At 46.9% G+C, this 19,552-nt stretch carries 15 protein-coding genes and 1 riboswitch; all 15 genes read left to right on the top strand.

Translation table 11 applies throughout. The features are described from left to right. The first annotated feature begins 3 nt into the window (after positions 1-3). The 15 genes from HQN88_RS25485 (at position 4) to HQN88_RS25555 (ending at position 19,464) form a co-directional block, all read left to right on the top strand. The gene (locus HQN88_RS25485; protein WP_173117807.1) at positions 4-2,565 is read left to right on the top strand and encodes a glycoside hydrolase family 2 protein; all 2,562 of its coding nucleotides are present in this window, start codon (positions 4-6) and stop codon (positions 2,563-2,565) included. Between the two features lies 1 nt (position 2,566). Next, positions 2,567-3,337: a sugar phosphate isomerase/epimerase family protein gene (locus tag HQN88_RS25490; RefSeq protein WP_173117809.1), complete on the top strand. Its 771-nt coding sequence runs from the start codon at positions 2,567-2,569 to the stop codon at positions 3,335-3,337. Positions 3,338-3,470: 133 nt separating this feature from the next. After that, positions 3,471-3,617, top strand: a riboswitch (FMN riboswitch). 122 nt (positions 3,618-3,739) lie between these two features. After that, complete coding sequence (locus HQN88_RS25495; RefSeq protein ID WP_246320452.1) at positions 3,740-4,705, top strand: DMT family transporter; 966 nt, start codon at positions 3,740-3,742, stop codon at positions 4,703-4,705. Positions 4,706-5,109: 404 nt separating this feature from the next. Beyond that, positions 5,110-6,240, top strand: a complete 1,131-nt coding sequence (locus HQN88_RS25500; RefSeq protein ID WP_173117811.1) for a GntR family transcriptional regulator — start codon at positions 5,110-5,112, stop codon at positions 6,238-6,240. Between the two features lie 313 nt (positions 6,241-6,553). Further along, the gene (locus HQN88_RS38170; RefSeq protein WP_173117813.1) at positions 6,554-6,871 is read left to right on the top strand and encodes a glycoside hydrolase family 125 protein; all 318 of its coding nucleotides are present in this window, start codon (positions 6,554-6,556) and stop codon (positions 6,869-6,871) included. After that, positions 6,868-8,202, top strand: coding sequence for an ABC transporter substrate-binding protein (locus HQN88_RS25510; protein WP_173117815.1), 1,335 nt, complete (start codon positions 6,868-6,870; stop codon positions 8,200-8,202). Before HQN88_RS38170 ends, HQN88_RS25510 begins: the two co-directional genes overlap by 4 nt. 53 nt (positions 8,203-8,255) lie before the next feature. Then, the gene (locus HQN88_RS25515) at positions 8,256-9,143 is read left to right on the top strand and encodes a carbohydrate ABC transporter permease (protein WP_173117817.1); all 888 of its coding nucleotides are present in this window, start codon (positions 8,256-8,258) and stop codon (positions 9,141-9,143) included. A gap of 12 nt (positions 9,144-9,155) precedes the next feature. Then, positions 9,156-10,022 carry a carbohydrate ABC transporter permease gene (locus HQN88_RS25520; protein ID WP_173117819.1) on the top strand — a complete coding sequence of 289 codons (867 nt, stop codon included), beginning with the start codon at positions 9,156-9,158 and terminating at the stop codon, positions 10,020-10,022. Between the two features lie 115 nt (positions 10,023-10,137). Further along, a complete protein-coding gene (locus tag HQN88_RS25525; protein WP_173117821.1) occupies positions 10,138-11,235 on the top strand; it encodes a glycoside hydrolase family 76 protein in 1,098 nt (365 codons plus the stop codon). A 720-nt stretch (positions 11,236-11,955) separates the two neighbouring features. Then, on the top strand, positions 11,956-13,524 hold the full coding sequence (locus HQN88_RS25530) for a glycoside hydrolase family 76 protein (protein WP_173117822.1): 1,569 nt from the start codon (positions 11,956-11,958) through the stop codon (positions 13,522-13,524). 97 nt (positions 13,525-13,621) lie between these two features. Next, entirely contained in the window at positions 13,622-14,422 is an 801-nt protein-coding gene (locus tag HQN88_RS25535) for a sugar phosphate isomerase/epimerase family protein (RefSeq protein ID WP_173117824.1), read from the top strand. Positions 14,423-14,451: 29 nt separating this feature from the next. Beyond that, positions 14,452-15,801, top strand: a complete 1,350-nt coding sequence (locus tag HQN88_RS25540) for a TrkH family potassium uptake protein (RefSeq protein WP_173117826.1) — start codon at positions 14,452-14,454, stop codon at positions 15,799-15,801. Positions 15,802-16,013: 212 nt separating this feature from the next. Beyond that, on the top strand, positions 16,014-17,474 hold the full coding sequence (locus HQN88_RS25545) for a sulfatase-like hydrolase/transferase (RefSeq protein WP_173117828.1): 1,461 nt from the start codon (positions 16,014-16,016) through the stop codon (positions 17,472-17,474). 135 nt (positions 17,475-17,609) lie between these two features. Then, complete coding sequence (locus HQN88_RS25550; protein ID WP_173117830.1) at positions 17,610-18,590, top strand: aldo/keto reductase; 981 nt, start codon at positions 17,610-17,612, stop codon at positions 18,588-18,590. Next, positions 18,571-19,464, top strand: a complete 894-nt coding sequence (locus tag HQN88_RS25555) for a creatininase family protein (protein ID WP_173117832.1) — start codon at positions 18,571-18,573, stop codon at positions 19,462-19,464. The genes HQN88_RS25550 and HQN88_RS25555 overlap by 20 nt, the downstream gene beginning before the upstream one ends. The last annotated feature ends 88 nt before the right edge of the window (positions 19,465-19,552 follow it).

Consider the following 19,552-nt stretch of genomic DNA (forward strand, 5'->3'; position numbering starts at 1 on the left):
ACAATGAAAGTATGTTTAAACGAAGAATGGCAGCTAACGTGGGAGCCGCTCTACCGACAGCCGGCAGACTATTTACAAGTTAAAAATAAAGGGCAGAATTGGCTGCGGACAGATTTGCCCTGCGATGTGCATATGCCGCTCATCGAGCAAGGGATCATCGCGGAACCGCTAGTAGCGGATCAATGCTTTTCGAGTGAATGGATCGAGGACCGGTCTTGGTGGTTTAAGAAGACATTCATATTGACGGAGGATCAGCTGCATGCAGACCAAGTGATTCTTCGATTTGAATCTTTAGATGTAGAAGCCGATATCTGGTTGAATGATGTCCATCTGGGCCATCATCGCAGTGCTTTTTATCCATTTGCTTGTGATGTGAAAGGTAAGACGCAGCAGGGAGTTAATCAACTCCTTGTGCGTGTTACCACTGGTTTGGAGCACTACTCCGAGAATGATCTTGCGCTCATTCGCGAGGCCAAAGTGGTGTATGAGAATGAGCAGGTCGTTCACAGAGGCGATCATCGTCGTGGCATGCTGAGAAAACCGCAATATGTATTTGGTTGGGATTGGGGACCAAGGGTCGCGACGTGCGGGATTATGGGCGAGGTAAGTCTTGAATTTGCCCAAAGTTTTCAGATTCGCGACATTCATGTCACAACGACAAGATTGGATGCTGTCAGCAAAGCTGCACACTTACAGTTTCAAGTAGAGCTAGAGAATCTGCATCCTTTTCAAACGCTAGAAACAGAGCTGAAACTGGCACTGCTTTTCAATGGCAAGGAAGTTCAGCATATTGGGAAGGATTGTTGCCTACGTTCCGGGCTGAACTATATCGTCATTCCGATGGAAGTGCCTGATGCTCAATTTTGGTGGCCCAACGGGATGGGTGAGCAGCCGCTGTATTCGATTCGGGCAACCCTGCAGACGCCAACACATGTTGTAGAATACCCCCCTTTTTCATATGGGATACGCACATTGCACCTAAACATGGATAAAATCCCAGAGCATCAGGATGAACGTTCGTTCACATTTGAAATTAACGGTGTGACTGTCTTCAGTAAAGGTGGAAACTGGATTCCTGCGGATGCCATCTATGCGCGGGTCACGGATGCTAAATATGAAACTCTGCTCAGTGAAGCCAAGGAAGCGAACTTCAATATGCTGCGTGTGTGGGGAGGAGGTATCTACGAGAGGGATATTTTCTATGAGAAATGTGACCAATACGGGATTCTGGTTTGGCAAGATTTCATGTTCACCTGCGCGAAATACCCAGATCATTTGGCTTGGTTTCGGGACGAAGTAGAGCGGGAGATCGATTATCAGACTCGTCGGCTTCGCAATCACTGTTCCCTCGCGCTTTGGTGCGGCAACAATGAGAATCATTGGGGTTTTGAGGAGTGGTGGAATGAGACACAAGCTGCCGATTTCTATGGGGGAGCGGCCTGTTACAATGATATAGCGCCCCGTCTTGTCCAGCGGAACTGCCCGGATATTCCCTATTGGAATAGCTCGCCTTACGGCGGTGCCCATCCGAATGGCAACCAATCGGGTGACACGCATCATTGGAATGATTGCATGATGCATGCCGACATGGAAAAACGAATTACACCTGAGGAATATGACAAGGTGAGCGGTAAATTTGTATCGGAGTATGGCTACATTGGCCCTTGCCGTAAAGGTTCCACGGCTATCTACCATCCTGGTCAGCCGCTTGATAGCAAAAGTAAAATTTGGAGGCTTCATACGAATTTTTTCGAAAAAGATACGGTACTTGCCGGTATCAACAAGCATTATTTGGCTGGGGAACACTTGGGGATTGATGATTATTTGCTATATGCAGGTTTATGTCAGGGTGTAATGCTGGGGTATTCACTTGAGGCAATACGATCTAAGATGTTTTGTTCTGGCGCATTATTCTGGATGTACAATGATTGCTGGGGAGAGGTCGGCTGGTCGATCATTGATTATTACCTAACCCGCAAGATTTCTTATTATTTTGTGAAACGGGCATTAGCGCCGGTAAAACTCATTTTACGCGAGCAAGATGGGATGATTCAGCTTACAGCCATCAATGAAACTAGCTCGGTTATTCGTGAAGTCCTAGAATACGGCTTAGTCTACTATGATGGAAACGAGAAGCAATCAACGGAGGTAGAAGTGGAACTCCCGCCATTCTCGCGGGAAGTCGTCCTGCAATGGTCAACACCTGCCTATTCTTCGAGAGAGGCGTGTATCTTCGTCAGTGTGTTAAGTGAATCCAGCGAAATACGCCCAGCTGTGATACAAAACGAAGTGGTTCGCGGTCTCATTTTGCCTGACCCGCAAGTAAAGGTATCCGACATTCATGCTGTAGAACATGGGCAAATCCGTTGCACGGTTTCAAGCGAAGCCTTTGCGCATGCGGTGCATTTTGGATTGGACGAAGGGATTCGATTGAGTGACGAATATTTCGATTTGCTCCCAGGTGAGAAGCGGGATATTACAATACAGCACGGGGACATTGCCCTTACAACAGATCAGATCGTACCTCGAGGGATCACACTCAATAATAATGAAGGCGGATTATAAAATGAAACAGAAATTTGCTGTACAACTATACACCTTGCGAAACGAATGTGAACAAGATTTCCCGGGCGTGCTAAGAGAACTGAAGCAGATGGGCTGGGCAGGGGTTGAACTGGCGGGTTTGCACAGTTACACGGTTGAAGAGATTTCCGACGTGCTGCAAGAAACAGGCTTACAAACCGCGGGCATGCATGTTTCACTGCAGCGTTTAAGCAGTGAGCTAGAGAGCGTGCTTACGGAAGCACGACTTTTCAACACGACATCATTAATCTGCCCCTCTGTCCCCCATGAGCTTCGAAATGAGGAAGGCTACCGTCAATTTAAGAACCAATTAAATGACATTGCGAGGGAAATACAGCAGGATGGCTTTACACTCAGCTTTCACAATCATGCTTTCGAGTTTGAAACAAATATAGACGGTACGAATGCTTTGGAATATCTGATTGAGCCATCTGCGGATAATGCCGTATTGGCAGAAATCGATGTCTACTGGGTAAAGAAAGCTGGGAAAGATCCTGCTGCCTTCATTCGTCCATATAGCCACAGGATGCCTACGATGCATGTGAAGGATATGACCAATGACGAGAGACAGACGTATGCTGAAATTGGCACAGGCGTTATCGATTTCGATCCTATATTGAGTTGGGGAGAGCGGAATGGCGTAGCATGGTACGTCGTGGAGCAGGATGTGTGTCAGGGCAAACCAATGGACTGTGTAAAGCTTAGCTTAACGAATTTACACCGAATAGCGGACCGACTTTTAGAATATCGATAGTCGCATAAAGAAGGAGCTGCTTTGTGGCAGCTCTTTTTTCATTGGTATCTTGTTAGAGTAACATTCCGGAGATCTCTTCTAAATCAATGGTTGCCAATTAAACTGTAACCTGATAGTATACACTTAATCGAATATGAACCTTCGGGGCAGGGTGCAATTCCCTACCGGCGGTGAGGATACCCGTGTGTATCTAAGCCCGCGACTCCCAGCCAGCAATGGTTGGGACTGACTTGGTGTGATTCCAAGGCCGACGGTATAGTCCGGATGAGAGAAGGTGAAGAACAAACTTGTTAAATTTCATTATTTAACAGGTCTGTTTGTCAATGCCCCCGCCATCAACATGAGCGGGGGTATTGTTCTTCGAGAAGGTTCAATTCAAAACATTCTTAGGAGGTTTTTGAATTGGAAAATGCATTTAAGCTTGGTAGTAAAGGTGCGACTTCGCAATCCACACGTACGAGTGGTATGAGCGGAATCTGGTATGTCGCGCTTGGTGCAACCCTATGGGGGCTAGATCCACTATTTCGCATCTTATTATTGAAAAGCTTTACCTCTGCGCAAATCGTATTCATCGAGCATGTCCTATTGGCCATTTACGCGGTACCTGTACTGATGAAGTATCGCCGTACGCTAACTGGCAAACTTTCGCTTGCCGTTATTGGTGCGCTGCTCTTCATTTCTTGGGGGGGATCGGCAATTGCCACCATTCTCTTCACCGCGGCATTCTCTCATGGCAGCGCCAATGCGATCTTACTTCTGCAGAAATTACAGCCCTTATTCGCCATCATCCTAGCGCGTGTGCTGCTCAAAGAAACACTGCCTTCGAAGTTTTTTGCCTATATTGGGGTGGCATTGATAGGTACTTATCTTTTGACATTCGGCCTCGGTTTACCCGGCATGGGATTGAAGGATTTAGGTACAATAAGCTGCTTATTTTCTATACTGGCAGCTGTTTTATGGGGCGGTTCCACAGTAATGGGGAAATTCCTGCTTCAGAAAAAGTTGGATTTCCCAGTTGTGACCTCACTTCGCTTCTTGCTGGCACTACCGCTTCTGACGATTGTTCTGTTAGCGAGTGGCGACCACTGGCAGCTGAACGGTTCGAGCAGTGGGTTGACGATTATCGCGGTAAACCTGCTGTTCCAAGCCTTTTTCCCAGGATTGCTTAGCATGCTGCTTTATTATAAAGGCTTGTCTTCCACTAAAGCGTTCTTCGCAACATTAGCCGAACTTGCCTTCCCTGCAGTTGGGGTCTGTATGAACTGGCTTGTCTTCGGTCAAAAGCTAACGATAGGTCAGCTGCTTGGGTTTATACTTATCTGGTTGACGCTGTGGTTTATGAGTCGGCAGAGTAACCAGCAGGGATAAATAGAGGCTTTCGGAACCGAGGTTGGTGGGATACATGGAAAAACGCCAGTTAATTTTCGCTTTTTCACCATAAATCGCGGATTAGATGGATGACATGAAGTTATGTTCAGCGGATTCGGCTTAATGGCTGTGAAACGGTGAAATTAACTGGAGTAAATACAGCTATTCGTCTAACATAGCGTATTTCCCACTAAGTTAACGGGAGAAAATCCAGTTAGTTGTATCAACTGTCGCTGAAGCAGTAACCCTCATTGCACAAATGGGGTAAGCGGATCACAGGCCATCGGAACGGTCCTCAGGTAGATGCAGCCCGAAACTCCCATCTTTCCAATTCCTGTATAACATGATATATTAATATCATTATATGATATAACATTTGGTTGTGCGTAGGGAGTGGGGAGCAAATGTCAACAGATTCAAGACCCATTTATGAGCGAATATATGAAACGCTGCGTGAAGAAATTTTACAACGCAAATATAACATTGGAGATCGCGTCCCTTCGGAGAAAGAATTGGCCGATGACTATAACGTGAGCCGGATTACGAGTAAAAAAGCGCTGGAGATGCTGGCGGAAGTGGGATTGATCGTTCGGAAGCCAGGGAAGGGCTCCTTTGTCGCGGAGGAAGGCGATCCATCTGCGGAAGTCTTGTCCTCCGAGGAACGGGCCAAACATACGCTGATTGGTCTCGTGATCACGGATTTCGGCAATACGTTCGGAACGGAAATGATCTATGGTATGGAGCGCGCCTCTGCTGATAATGATAGTTTCCTTGTGCTGCGCCGCTCCTTCGGCTTACCTGAGAATGAAGAGAAGGCAATTCGCTCTTTTCTCGAATTAGGCGTGGATGGCATCATTGTATTTCCTGCACAAGGAGAGTTCTACAATGCAGAAATCTTGAAGCTAGTTATTCAGCAATTCCCGTTAGTGCTGGTGGACCGTCATCTTAAAGGTGTAGCTGCGGCTTCGATCAGTACAGATAACATTAGTGCTGCGCGCACAGGTACAGACTACTTGCTTGATTTGGGACATAAGCAAATCTGCTTACTAACACCGCCCCCAATGGATACAACAGCGATTGAAGATCGCATCGAAGGCTTCGTTCGGGCTCATGCGGAACGCGGAGTTCTGGTGGATCGCTCTTTGTGGCTGGACGAAATTATGTCCACACTTCCAAATTCGTTCCATCAACCCAACATGGATCAAGATATCGAGATGATCAAAGCGCACTTGCGGAGCAATCCACAGATTACTGCGTTATTCGCGATTGAATATAATATAGCCTTACTTGCCAAGGCGGCGGTAGAACAAATGGGACTTCAGATACCAGGGGATATTTCTATCCTTTGTTTTGATAGTCCATCGACTACGCTGGGCAGCGGCTATCGCTTTACACACATGATTCAGAATGAAGATGAAATCGGCAAATTAGCTGTTGAGAATGTGCTCAAGCTCAAGCGCGGTGAGAAAGTGTCCAACAAAACAACGTTGGATGCCAAGCTAATCATCGGCGAGTCAACAGGTCCAGTAAAATGATCGGAACCAAAATCAACGAATAACCTATCATCAAGCTCTACACCGGAGATTGCTAACCTAGCAATCTCTTTTTTTGTAATGATATATTAATTATTTAAATGGTATGTAAATAATATAACAAATACATATTGACATAACGTTAATCGGTCGCCTATAATCATAAATGTAAGCGTTTTATTTCCAAGTTAAGGGAGAACGTTCACCCGATGAGCAATTCTTCTGTGCTTCCGACATCCATGTGCAATCTCATTGATCTCGTAAGGAACGAGCTGCACAAGATCGAGCGGCCAAAGCTCGCTGATATGTTTGGCGAATGCTTCGCAATGTCCCCAGCTTGTTCTCCATCCCGTACCTAGACTACACGAAACCGACGGATCCTACTTATCAGCGTACGCGGAGCTTTATTCTAAGCAAAGAAAATCCTCACTTTTATACAGGAAAAGTTGCTGAAAGTATTGGCAGTCCGCATACTCCTGGGCAAATGCCATGTTTAGTAAGCTTGTGTTGGATGTTGTGGTCTTTCCATTATGAGAATAGTCCGGCAATCAGGCTAGGTTATGCGGGGGTAACCCCTTTTAACATAAAGATTGAAGCACTCATTGTTTCATATAAAAGGGAGGAAGAATCATGAAAAAATGGATGACTGTGATCACCGCTGTTACACTAACGCTTAGCTTAGCTGCCTGTACGTCCAAAACAAACACAGACCAAACAACGGCAACTACGAAGCCTGAGGGCACGACAGCACCAGCAGCTTCGGCAACACCGGCCCCTGCAGCCAAAGCTCCCGTAGAAATCACCTTCTGGGGTGATTGGGGCGGCGAAGGCGAGAAGCAGTTCGTCATGATGGCGGATGCTTTCAATAAGTCGCAGGATAAAATTAAAGTGAAATACGTGCTGCAGGAAGATATGATCACGAAGTTTTTGACAGCAGCGTCCTCTGGCGGATCGCCGGATGTGATGTTCTGGGATAGATGGCGAACTTCCCTTTATGCATCCAAGAATGTCCTTCATCCCATCGATGAGTATATGAAGAGAGATAACATTAAGCGCACGGATTACTATGATGAAGCTCTGAAAGAACTGTCTTCCGGCGATAAATTGTACGGTCTTCCTTTGACAGTCGATGCAAGAGCACTCTTTTATAATAAAAAGTTATTCGCTGAAAAAGGACTGGGGCCGCCGAAAACGTGGGAAGAGCTGGAGATTGCGGCTAAGCAGCTGACCATCTGGGAAGGCGATAAGCTGGTTCGCTCCGGGATGTCGATGAACGATAATGGTTTGTTTAATATGTGGCTGCAGCAAGCAGGCGGCTCCATGGTAACGAGTGATATGAAGAAAACGAATTTCAATAATGACCAAGGTAAGCAGGTACTGGATTTCTGGGATAAACTGATCAACAAAGATAAGGTGTATAAAGTTGGTTTTGAAAAAGGGTTAGGTGAAGGCACAGATGCCTTCGTAACGGGGAAAGTAGCGATGACTTATACAGGTCCTTGGATGTTATCTACGTATAAAAAATACGGCAAAGAGCTCGATTTCGGTGTGGTTCCTCCACCAACTGGACCTGGCGGCGGCAAAGGAAGCGTCATGGGCGGCTTCGGACTTGTGATTCCTGCGGGTTCCAAACATAAAGAAGAAGCATGGGAGTTCGAGAAATGGTGGTTAGCGAATAAGGACAATGCGCTTCTATGGGCGAAAACAAGTATGAATCTTCCTGGCTTCAAGCCAGCACTACAGGATCCATTCTTCAAGGATGATCCGAACTGGAAGCCGTTCATGGATACGCTAGAGTTCGCGAAGATTCGTCCACAACATCCTGGCTATTCCGTCATGGAAGTGGATGGACTGATGCCGAATCTGGATCTCTTCGTTCAAGGTAAGCAAGATGCAGCAACAACCTTGAAGAAGGGGCAGGAGCAAGGAGATAAACTGCTGGATCAGAATGCGGCAGGCAAGTAATAGACATACATGGGGAAGGTGATCCTTCCCCCTTTCTTGTAAGGAGGAAATCTATGGCATCGGTCAGTAAGCTTAGCCGGCATCAAGCTAGGATGGGATACTTTTTCATTACGCCGACAATAATCTTATTTGTCATATTTACCGTAATTCCCGTGATCATGGCGTTGTATCTAAGCTTCACCAATTATGACATTGTGAGCAAAAATGATTGGGTTGGCTTGGTCAACTACAAGCGACTCGTGGATGATCCTACATTTTGGATAACGTTGAAAAATGTTTTGTTTTACTCGGTGCTGTATATTCCTTTGAATATCGCCATTTCTTTATCCATGGCCGTCCTCTTTATGCGTAAACGTATAGGCGTGAAGCTCTTTCGCACCGCAGGTTATTTACCAACGTTAACTTCAGGCGTTGCAGCTGCAACGGTCTGGATTTGGCTGCTGAATCCTGAATTTGGCCTCGTGAACGAGCTCCTGAGCAAAATTGGCATTACGGGCCCATCATGGTTGGCAGAAATGCCCTATGCAATGCTCTCCATCGTATTCGTGACCTTGTGGCAATCGGTTGGATCGAATATGATCATCTATTTGGCCGGACTGAACGGCGTGCCTGATCATCTGTATGAATCGGCAAAGCTCGACGGCGCGAATGCTTGGCAATCTTTCCGTTACATTACTTGGCCTGTGCTAAGGCCGACGACTTTTTTCGTTAGCACCATGGCGATTATTGGAGCCCTTCAGCTCTTCGATCAAGCCTATGTACTGACCAAAGGCGGTCCCGCGAACTCGACGAAAACGACGGTGTACTATATTTACCAGCAAGGTTTTGGGCAGTTGCAAATGGGATACGCAGACGCGATGGCTTTCGCCTTGTCCCTCATTATTCTCGTATTCTCACTCGTCAATATGAAGCTTAACAAAGAAGAAGAATCCATGGTGTAGGAGGGATGGACAATGAAAAACAATTATTTGTATACGACGATTTTGTATCTCATTTCCATCGCGGTTTCCCTTGTCATGGTGATCCCCTTTGTATGGAGCCTAGTCACTTCAGTCAGGCCAGATGAAGAGATTTTCATTCTTCCAATACGATGGATTCCTTCCGCTTTGACGATATCACATTATACGAAGGCATTCGACTTAGTCCCGTTTGGGTTGTATTTCAAGAACTCGTTTTACTTAGCCTTTATGGGCGTTATGTTTAATCTGCTGTTAGGATCATTAAGCGGGTATGCGTTTGCGAAGCTGCGGTTCAAAGGCCGTGATACGATGTTCAAAATATTGCTCGCCGCCATGATGATTCCTGGTGTCGTGACCTTGATCCCGCAATTTTTTGTACTCAAACATATCCCCTTCGTAGGTGGGAATGATTGGCTTGGTGGTGGCGGGAACGGACTGTTGAATACGTTCTGGGCCGTTATTTTGCCTGGAGCTTCGGGATCATTTGCTGTATTTTTCATGCGGCAGTTTTTCGTATCCTTACCAAGTGATCTGCAAGAGGTGTCACGCATTGAGGGAAGCGGTGAGCTCCGCATCTATTGGAATATCTATATGCCGCTGGCTAAGCCAGCCCTAGCAACATTAGGTATTTTCACCTTTCAAGCAGGCTGGAATAGCTTTCTCGGACCGCTCATCATGCTGAACGATCCAGCAAAGAAGACGATTCAGCTAGGATTAGCTGCATTTACTTATAATAAACAGGTCGATTTCGGACCTTTGATGGCTGGGGCTTTGATCGCAGTTGTCCCTATTCTGATTCTGTTCCTGCTATTGCAGAAGTATTTTGTGCAGGGGATTGCGTTTACAGGGACCAAGGGATAATTCGTCAAGTCAGATATGAAGGTGAATCCGATTGAACAAACGATGGAATCAGAGATTAGCTCTAACAGCTGTCGGGATAGGCATAATCATAGTGGCTACTTGGGGAGTGATGAACATGGGGAACGAACACGAAATAACAACGGAAGATCAAGTAAGTTTACCTAAGACAGAAGCGTGGGCAACGAGAGCAGAGTTCGCACAAGCGGGATTGATGAAGCAATATTGGAACAGCAAGCGGAACTTATTCGATAATTTATCGCCGTGCAACGATTTATGCAATGAGAAATTTCATTATTGGTGGCAAGCCCATGGCGTAGATACGCTGGTGGATGCTTATGTAAGAACGGGAGATAGCGCAGTTAAAGGCTATTTGGCGAATATGTTTCAAGGTATGTTGGATCGCAACGGTGGCGCTTGGCCCAATGATTTCTATGATGATATGGAATGGCTGGCGATTGCGTGGCTTCGAGCGTATGAGGCAACGGGTGATGAACAGTATAAACAAGCGGCACTGCTTCTTTGGGAAGATATCAAGACAGGGTGGAACGAGGAGCAGGGTGGAGGCATTGCGTGGCGCAAGCCCCAGCTTGATTATAAGAATACTCCGGCGAATGCCCCGGCTGTCATCCTAGCGGCGAGATTGTATCGGCAGTTTGGCCAGGCAGAAGATCTCAAATGGGCGAAGAAGATATACGATTGGCAGAAGGCGAACTTGGTGGATCCAGAGTCAGGCTTCGTCTGGGACGGGAAGAACCGTGAGGGTGATAGCAAGATCGATAAGAGTTGGGAGTTTTCCTATTGCCAGGGTGTATACATCGGCGCAGGCGTTGAGCTGTACCGCGTAACGGGAGATAAGAGCTATCTGGCAGACGCATCGCGAACCGCTCAAGCATCGAAAGCTAGGCTAACTAGCCCCATCACGGGCATGCTGCCTAGCGAGAGCAATGGGGATGGCGGTTTGTTCAAAGGCATATTTGTCCGTTATTTGGCTGAACTGGTGCTAGTTGACCCGAGTCAGAAGGAGTTCCTCGACTTACTAGTAACGAATGCGAATAGCCTCTGGACTTACGGGCGAGATGAGCAGCGTGTGATGTTCAGTAAATCATGGGCAACCTCGCCAGAACCAGCGGAGGATTTAAGCGTTAATTTGAGCGGCGTCATGCTGCTGGAGAGAATGGCTGTTTTAGAGAAGAAGGGCTTTTTGAGCCAGTGAGAAAAGGTTCGTTGGCGGGATTCAGATTGCTCATCTCCATTCTCGAACACCCAGCAGCAGAGCACTGAGCTCACGGGCACCGAGCACCAGCACCGAACACCGAACTCTGAGCACCGAGCACCGAGCACCGAGCACCAGCACCGAACACCGAACACCGAACACCGAACACCGAACACCGAGCACCGAGCACCGAGCACTGAGCACCAGCACCAGCACCGAACACCAAGCACTGAGCACTGAGCACCAGCACCAGCACTGAGCACCGAGCACCGAACACCGAACACCGAGCACCAGCACCGAGCACCAGCACCAGCACTGAGCACCGAGCATCGAACACCGAGCACCAGCACCGAGCACCCAACAACGATCTCCACGTGTCGCTAACGGACACAGATGACGTTATATGCCTGGTATATACGGTTTTGCCATGCTAACGGACACAGATGACGTTATTCTATGATATTCGTCAACTATAGAGCGCTGAATGTCATAATAACAGCTATCGTGTCCGTTAGATTCTCAATCGAGCCATTATGGCGGAATTAACATCTGCTGTGTCCGTTAGATGTGTAGCTAGTCAAGAGAGGAGTTGTGACGAGGTAGAGGAATGGATAGCAATAGACTATATGTCTCAAAGGAGGTGAATTTGACATTATTGTAAGCGTATTCATTCACTTCTATTCTTTGCACTCAATTTTTATAAAAAAGGAGTTGTTGATCGTGAATCTATTCAAAAGAACAGCAACCAAATGGGTCAGCTTAAGCTTGGTGATGACCCTTTTCCTAAGCGTTTGGGGAGGCGCGCATCGTGCATCTGCTTTCACCACGGCTAATGCAGATGCAGCGATGACTTCGTTTGTAAATACGTTTTATGATGCATCTGCCAAATACTTCTACACCAACAGTAATCATCAGATTGAAGCTGCGCATGCGTATGGTCCAAACAGTGGACTCTATACGGATTTCTGGTGGGAAGCACAACTGTGGGAGACGGTTATGGATGCTTATCAACGCACGGGAAGCAGCACCTATCGTACCATGATTGATGATATTTACACGGGCTTCAATGCCAAATACACGAATATGATAACGAATCAATTTAATGATGATCTCGGCTGGTGGGCTCTTGCCTGTCTGCGTGCCTATGAAATTACAGGGACACAAGAATATTTGAACCGCGGCTCTTTTCTCTTCGATCACGTCTACGCGAGTTGGGATACCTCCTATTATGGCGGCGGCATCTGGTGGAGAACGGACGCGCAGAATCCAGCAGTTAGCACCAACGCACAGAAAAATATGGCTACCAATGCGCCAATGGTCATGACAGCTCTTAAGTTAAAGAATGCTTACAATAATGCCAGTTATTTAACGAAAGCGCAGCAAATCTATAGTTGGATCCAAACGAAGCTCGTCAATGGTAGCAAGGTAAATGATCACATGGAAGGCACAGGGGCTGGCATCGTGAAGGATTGGGACTTCACCTATAATTACGGAACCTATCTAGGCGCAGCAACAGCTTTATATGGAGCTACGGGGACTACCAGTTATTTAACAGATGCGAATAATGCAGCAAATTATGTCATTAACAATATGACTTCCGCAACAACCCTATTATATGAAGGGGAAAATGATGCTCCTGGCTTCAAAATGATTTTTGCCCGCAATCTCAATCAACTTCGCACACAAGCTAGTCAATCCCAATATCTTAACTTTTTACAGCAAAATGCCACCCAAGCTTGGAATCACAGACGAACATCCGATGGTATTATTGGCAGTGATTGGACGGCGCCTACCGGTTCAGGCTATATTCAAAGCTTGGCTGCAGCCGCCGGAGCTTCTATTTTGCAGCTAGCGCCAGCTGATAATTACACGGGAAACATTGCTGGCAACGGTGTGTATGAAGCTGAAAATGCAAGGCGAACCTTAGTAAGCGGCAGCGGTATGATCAATGAAAGCACACAGAGTGGTTTTAATGGGCGCGGCTATGTGGCTGGTTGGAACACGAATGGCACGTCAATTGATTTCTATGTGAATCAGAATACGGCAGGGACCAAAACCATTACTTTCCGTTATGCGGCAGGAGCAGGAAATGCGGGCCGATATGTGAATGTCAATGGCGTCGATGTCGCGACTAATCTCACCTTCAATGGTACTTCGAACTGGAGCACCTGGAACACTGTTTCCTTGACGGTATCGCTGGTTGCCGGATCGAACGCGATTCGGCTGGGGCAAACCAGTTCGAAAGGGAATACGAACTATTTGAACGTGGATCGATTAACTGGTTTATAGATAGAGAAGGTCTGAAATTTGTACTAGTCAAATAATGTAAGATGCATTAAGCTTGACTCATTGTTGAGATGTATTGTGATGAGGAGGGCTACTTAAAATGGAAATCAAATTATTTAAAGCATTGTGGGGCATGGAGGGTTCGCTTGAGTCCCAGTTTGAGCGTATTGCTGGAGCGGGATACGAAGGGATTGAAGCGCCATTGCCGGCACTTGCGGAAGAAGATCAATTCCGGAAACTGCTCAAGAAACATCAATTGGACTATATTGCGATGGTATTTACCCAGGGTCCTGATCATGTCGCTTCTTTTGCTGAGCAAGTGGCACGAGCTGTTTCATTTGAACCTATTAGCATTACTTCACATAGCGCGAAGGATTCGATGCCCTTTGAAGAGCAAGTCGAATTCTTTCGTCAAGCAGCTGTAATTGAGAAAAAATACGGGATTGCCATCGGCCATGAGACGCATCGCGGCAGAGCGCTGTATAATCCTTGGGAAACGGGCAGGCTGCTAGATGCCGTTCCTGAGATCAATCTAACAGCTGATTACAGCCACTGGTGCTGTGTAACTGAGACGACCTTGGAGAGCCAAGAGGAGAATCTGCGTAAATCCTTCTCCCGTGTCCAGCATATTCATGGCCGAGTAGGCTATGCGCAAGGACCTCAAGTGCCAGATCCAAGAGCGCCAGAATATGCACACGAATTGCAGAGGCACATGAGCTGGTGGGACAGCATCGTGCAAGCGAAGCAGGATGCAGGTATAACAACTATCACCTATACACCAGAGTTCGGACCTCCAGGTTATTTGCACACCCTACCGTTTACGAACCAGCCTGTTGCAGATTTATGGGACGTTTGCCTTTGGATGGGAAAACATTTCAAAGGACACTATAAGAGTATCTAATCCAATTACTCTCAGTTGAAGGTATAATCATGCTTAAAAAACTACAGAAAATGCCTGCGTCCAGACTTATTGTTATCGCTTATCTGATTGGCATCTTCCTTATCGCCATCCTTCTTAAATTACCTATCAGTTTAAAAGCGGGCGCCACAATCTCCTTTGTGGACGCCCTCTTTACATCAGCTAGTGCTGTCAGTGTAACGGGGCTGACAACGGTTGGTATCAATGAAACGCTTAGTAGTTTCGGCATTGGCGTACTTATCGTCGCTTTTCAATTCGGTGGAATCGGTGTCATGACGTTGGGGAGTTTCTATTGGCTCTTGTTCGGGCAGGAAATCGGCTTGCTGCAGCGGAAGATGATTATGATTGACCAGAATCGCAACAATTTATCGGGCTTGGTTCAGTTAATGCAGCTAGTGCTGCTCTTTACGCTGATATTAGAGGCGATTAGTACATTGGCATTTGGCTTCTATTTCTATTTCACAGGTGAATATGAGTCGATTTGGCGTGCCTTGTATTTCGGGATGTTTCATACCATTTCTGCCTTTACGAATGCTGGATTTGATCTATTCGGCAACTCGTTGCTGAATTATTCGAGTGATTATTTCGTACAGGCGCTTACGATGTTTTTGATTGTATTAGGTGGGATTGGATTCCCTGTTCTGGCGGAGTTGCGAGAATATTGGTGGGGAGGTCATAAGAATTTCCGATTCTCCCTTTTTACTAAGCTGACACTCATTACGACATCGGTATTGTTACTGTTCGGGGCGATCGGCTTCTGGTTGACAGAGCGAACACATGCGCTCTCAGGGATGAGCTGGCATGGGAAAATACTTAGCGCACTCTTCACGTCTGTCACATCTCGCAGTGCGGGGCTTACAACCATTGATATGTCTACCATAACGGAGGCAAGTCTGCTGCTTGTTTCTATTTTAATGTTTATTGGGGCAAGCCCATCCAGTATGGGGGGCGGTGTTCGAACAACGACCGTAGCCGTTATTGTACTAGCTCTGATTGCTTATGCGCGCGGGGAAAAAGAACCGAAAGTCTTCGGCCGAATGATAAGCCAAGAGGACTCACTGAAAAGCTTTGTGTTTTTCCTAACGGGCATTGCATTGCTTCTCGGAGGGATCTTCATTCTGTTGTTAGCAGAGCCGGACCGTTGGGGAGTATCTGCGATCTTATTCGAGGTGGCGTCAGCATTCGGCACATGCGGTTTATCGACGGGAATTACCGCAGATCTTGGCACCGTTAGCAAAATCTCGCTCATCGTGCTCATGTTCATCGGACGCATCGGATTGTTTCTATTCTATTCCTTATTTACTAACGGTAAGAAGAAACCGCTAATTCGCTTTCCAGAAGAAAAGCTAATCATTGGATGATCACTCAAGCAACCAAACACAGTAACCGGGGTAGATCATCGATCTATCTCGGTTTTTCATTTGCGATCAAGTCATCTTAATCGGACATTTTGAGTCTGGCGCCTTAAGTACTGGATATTTCAAACCATTTCTGTAGATTAGCTAATAGGAAAGATCAGGAACTTTCCCCTATACTAATTGTAAGCGTTTTATCCGAAAAGGGGGATTTACTTTTGAGCCAACGCCCGAACATTCTATTTGTCACAACTGACCAGCAACGCTTCGATTGCCTCGGGATTGCTGACTCCATGCATCCTGTGATGACGCCACACTTGGATCAACTGGCGTGCGAAGGGATACGTTTCACAAGCGCGTATTCCGATTGTCCGCTTTGCATCCCATCGAGGACGTCGATGATGACAGGCCAAGCTGCTTACCATCATGGTGTAGCCAAGAACGGAGAGTTTCGTATCCCCGAGGATTCGAAAATGACCATGCCTGGCAGGTTGAGCAACGCAGGCTATCAAACGCATGCTGCCGGCAAGATGCAGTTTATTCCGCCAAGGAATCGAAATGGATTTGAACGGATGAGACTCGTTCCTGAGGATTATGTGAACTTCCTTGAAACCACGGAATATCGAGGATTATATCGTGGGCATGGTATTGGTGGAAACGAAGTATATCCGGTGTATAATCCGGTTCCCATTCGATATTCATCTACGCATTGGACAGTGAATGAATCGATCGACTTTTTGCGTCAGCGTGATTCAGAGAAGCCTTTCTTTCTATGGACCAGCTTCGAAGCGCCGCATCCGCCTTACGACCCGCCGGAATCCTTTGTCAGACTCTATGATGGTGTGAACATTTCGTCGCCGGTAGCTGCAGATTGGAACACCTCGGAGGAGCTTCCTGAATGGGTTCGTACGAGGAAGAAGAGTCACAAATTAGATGTCTTACCTCCACACATTGTAAGTATGGCAAGGAAGCATTATTACGCGCAACTGACTCATATCGATTACGAGCTAGGACGATTATTTGGTGAACTAAAAAGCCAGCACCTTTGGGATAACACAGTTGTTATCTTCACTTCAGATCATGGAGAGATGCTAGGGGATCACGGGTTATTTCACAAAACATGCTTCTATGAACCATCGTCCAAAGTTCCCTTCCTTCTGAAGCCGCCGAAAGATTGGCAGGGAGCCCTAACTGCTTCGACGGTAAGCGCTGCACCTATCATACTGGCTGATATTTACCCCACTGTGCTTGATTTTGCTGGATGCCTACAGGAGGATGACCAGAAAAGAGACGGTCGCAGCTTGCTGAATTTGACTGCATTATCCGAGGATCGCCCGTGGATTTATGGTTATATGAATGATCTGGATGGCTTGTATATGGTAACGAACGGTGAGTGGAAATATCTCTATTATGTCTGCGGGGGGAGTGAGCAGTTGTTCAACCTAGCACAGGATCCAGAAGAAAGGAATGACCTTAGTCAGGATTCAAGTGCTAGAAATCGCGATATGCTAGACACGTTGAGAACGCTGTTAACGACGAAGTTTCCTGATTTGCTCGCCGCCGATGCAGATGAAACAGGGATGCTCTTCCATACACGCCCCAAACTAACAGATGAGCAATTGAAAGCGACGAATCCTTTTGCCTGGCGAGGTCCAATTCGTTACGGCGGTCAGTGGTAGTCAGAAGCATTAGAGTGTTTTTGGATACAACTTTGTTGTTTTTGGATAAATACTTGCCTTCTCCTGCTCGGTATAATGGGATTTATTCAGTATAAAGATCCCTGACTATTCGGGTAAGAGGAGGCAAATATAACGATGCAATATACGAGTTTTGCGGGTTCAACCGATCCAGTTTCACGTCTTGGCTTCGGTGCAATGGGCCTAGGCGGGTCATTCGGTACATATGATGAAGCGTATTTGATTCAATCTGTGCTGCATAGCCTAGAGCAAGGAGTCACTTTAATAGATACGGCGCGAGCTTACGGAGAATCGGAACGGATTGTCGGTCTTGCATTGAAAGAGTGGCGGGGGGAGCGTCCTTTTGTTGCCTCGAAAATACAATCTTTAGGCCCAGGATCGATAGGCTGGGGAACGCATATTCCTGTTGAAACCGCGTATCCGCAAGGCTGGCTGCGTGAAAGCACGGAAATCTCTCTCAAGCAGCTAGGGCTTGATACGATTGATCTAATGCAACTCCATCAATATTGGCCACAGTGGGACAAGAAGGACTACTGGATGGAAGAATTGCTTCGTCTCAAAGAAGAAGGGAAAATTCGATACATCGGAATTTCGATCCCCGATCAACGTCACGATATAGCGCTGACGCTTGTACAAAGCGGGAAAATCGATGCTGTGCAGACGGTATTCAACATTTTCGATCCGCTGCCGCTTGATTGTTTAATCCCATTCTGTGAGGAGCACCAAGTGGCTTTCCTTGCACGTTGTGTCATGGATGAGGGCGGACTAACAGGTTTCTTAACGAAGGAAACACAATTTGAGAGCACGGATTATAGAAAATCTTACTTTGACTATGTGCCGCGCGAGATGTATATCGAACGGGTCGATCGTTTGCGCAAGTTTATTCCGGATTATGCAGATAGTCTTGCTGAGTTAGCCATCAAATTTGTCTTGAAGCATCCTGCTGTGACAACTGCGCTTGTATCTATGCACGTGCAGGAGCAAGCCACGCAGAACATCGCTGCACTTGCGAAAGATCCGCTTCCAGATGATGTGTTCGAAGAAATACGTAGATACCATCGTTGGGTGCGTAACTTCTATGACACGAAGTTCTGGTAAGCCGATGAAAGTATTGTGGTCAGAGCTTCTGCCCTATGAGTTTAAGGAAAGGCTATCCGCCTGCCCGGTCGTTTATCTTCCGCTAGGGATTTGCGAGCCGCATGGGCAAATTAGTGCCTTTGGATTGGACACGCTGAAGGCAGAGTGGCTTTGTGTGGAAGCGGCGAAGCGAGTCGGAGGCATTGTAGCTCCCTCACTGGGCTATCACATCCACGAGTCAGGCTATCATGCACGGTGGCTGGAGGAAGTCGTCGGCGAAGAACAAGCGCATATGACCGGTATGCCGCCGCATGTGTTGCTGCACTTCTTCTTGTATCAACTGCGAGCTTTCGTGGGAGCGGGTTTTCAATCCATTGTAATCTTAACCGGACATGGTGGCGGGAATGAGCTCGACTTGCGACGAGTAAGTGATGCGTTCTCCCGCGAGACTGGAGTAGCGATTATAGTCAGCACGGATGCTCAGCTTGTCCGAGATCAGTATCAGGGAGATCACGCAGGTCGGTATGAGATATCTCAGCTCATGTTCCTACGTCCCGAGCTGATCGATTTCTCTCAGTTATGGCGGCAAACGGAAGTAGGGGCAGGCGGCCGATTAGCGCTTGGCGAAGATGCCACGGAGGCGAGTGGTGAACAAGGTGCCCGTATCATGGAGGCATGTTTGGCTCAGTTGTGCGAAGTTGTAACGAAGCAATCAGCATCTGTGCAACATAAGGAAAACTTGATAAAGCCACGTTTACTCTCTTATGAAGAAACAGAAAATATATGGCAGCAGGCCAAATTCATGGGACCTTGGAACACGTCCCTTCCACACGCGGATCAGAAGACGGTGTCAGAAACGTCCCAATGGAAATTTTTTGAATATCATAAGTTATAAGATGTTATAATAAGATAAAACGCAGCCGAGGATTGTCCTGTGGCTGTTTTTCTTTTGAATTCTGGGGGATTTTGACTACTAAAGTCGA

This window comes from Paenibacillus qinlingensis, assembly GCF_013204845.1.
GTDB classification, from domain to species: Bacteria; Bacillota; Bacilli; order Paenibacillales; family NBRC-103111; genus Paenibacillus_E; species Paenibacillus_E qinlingensis.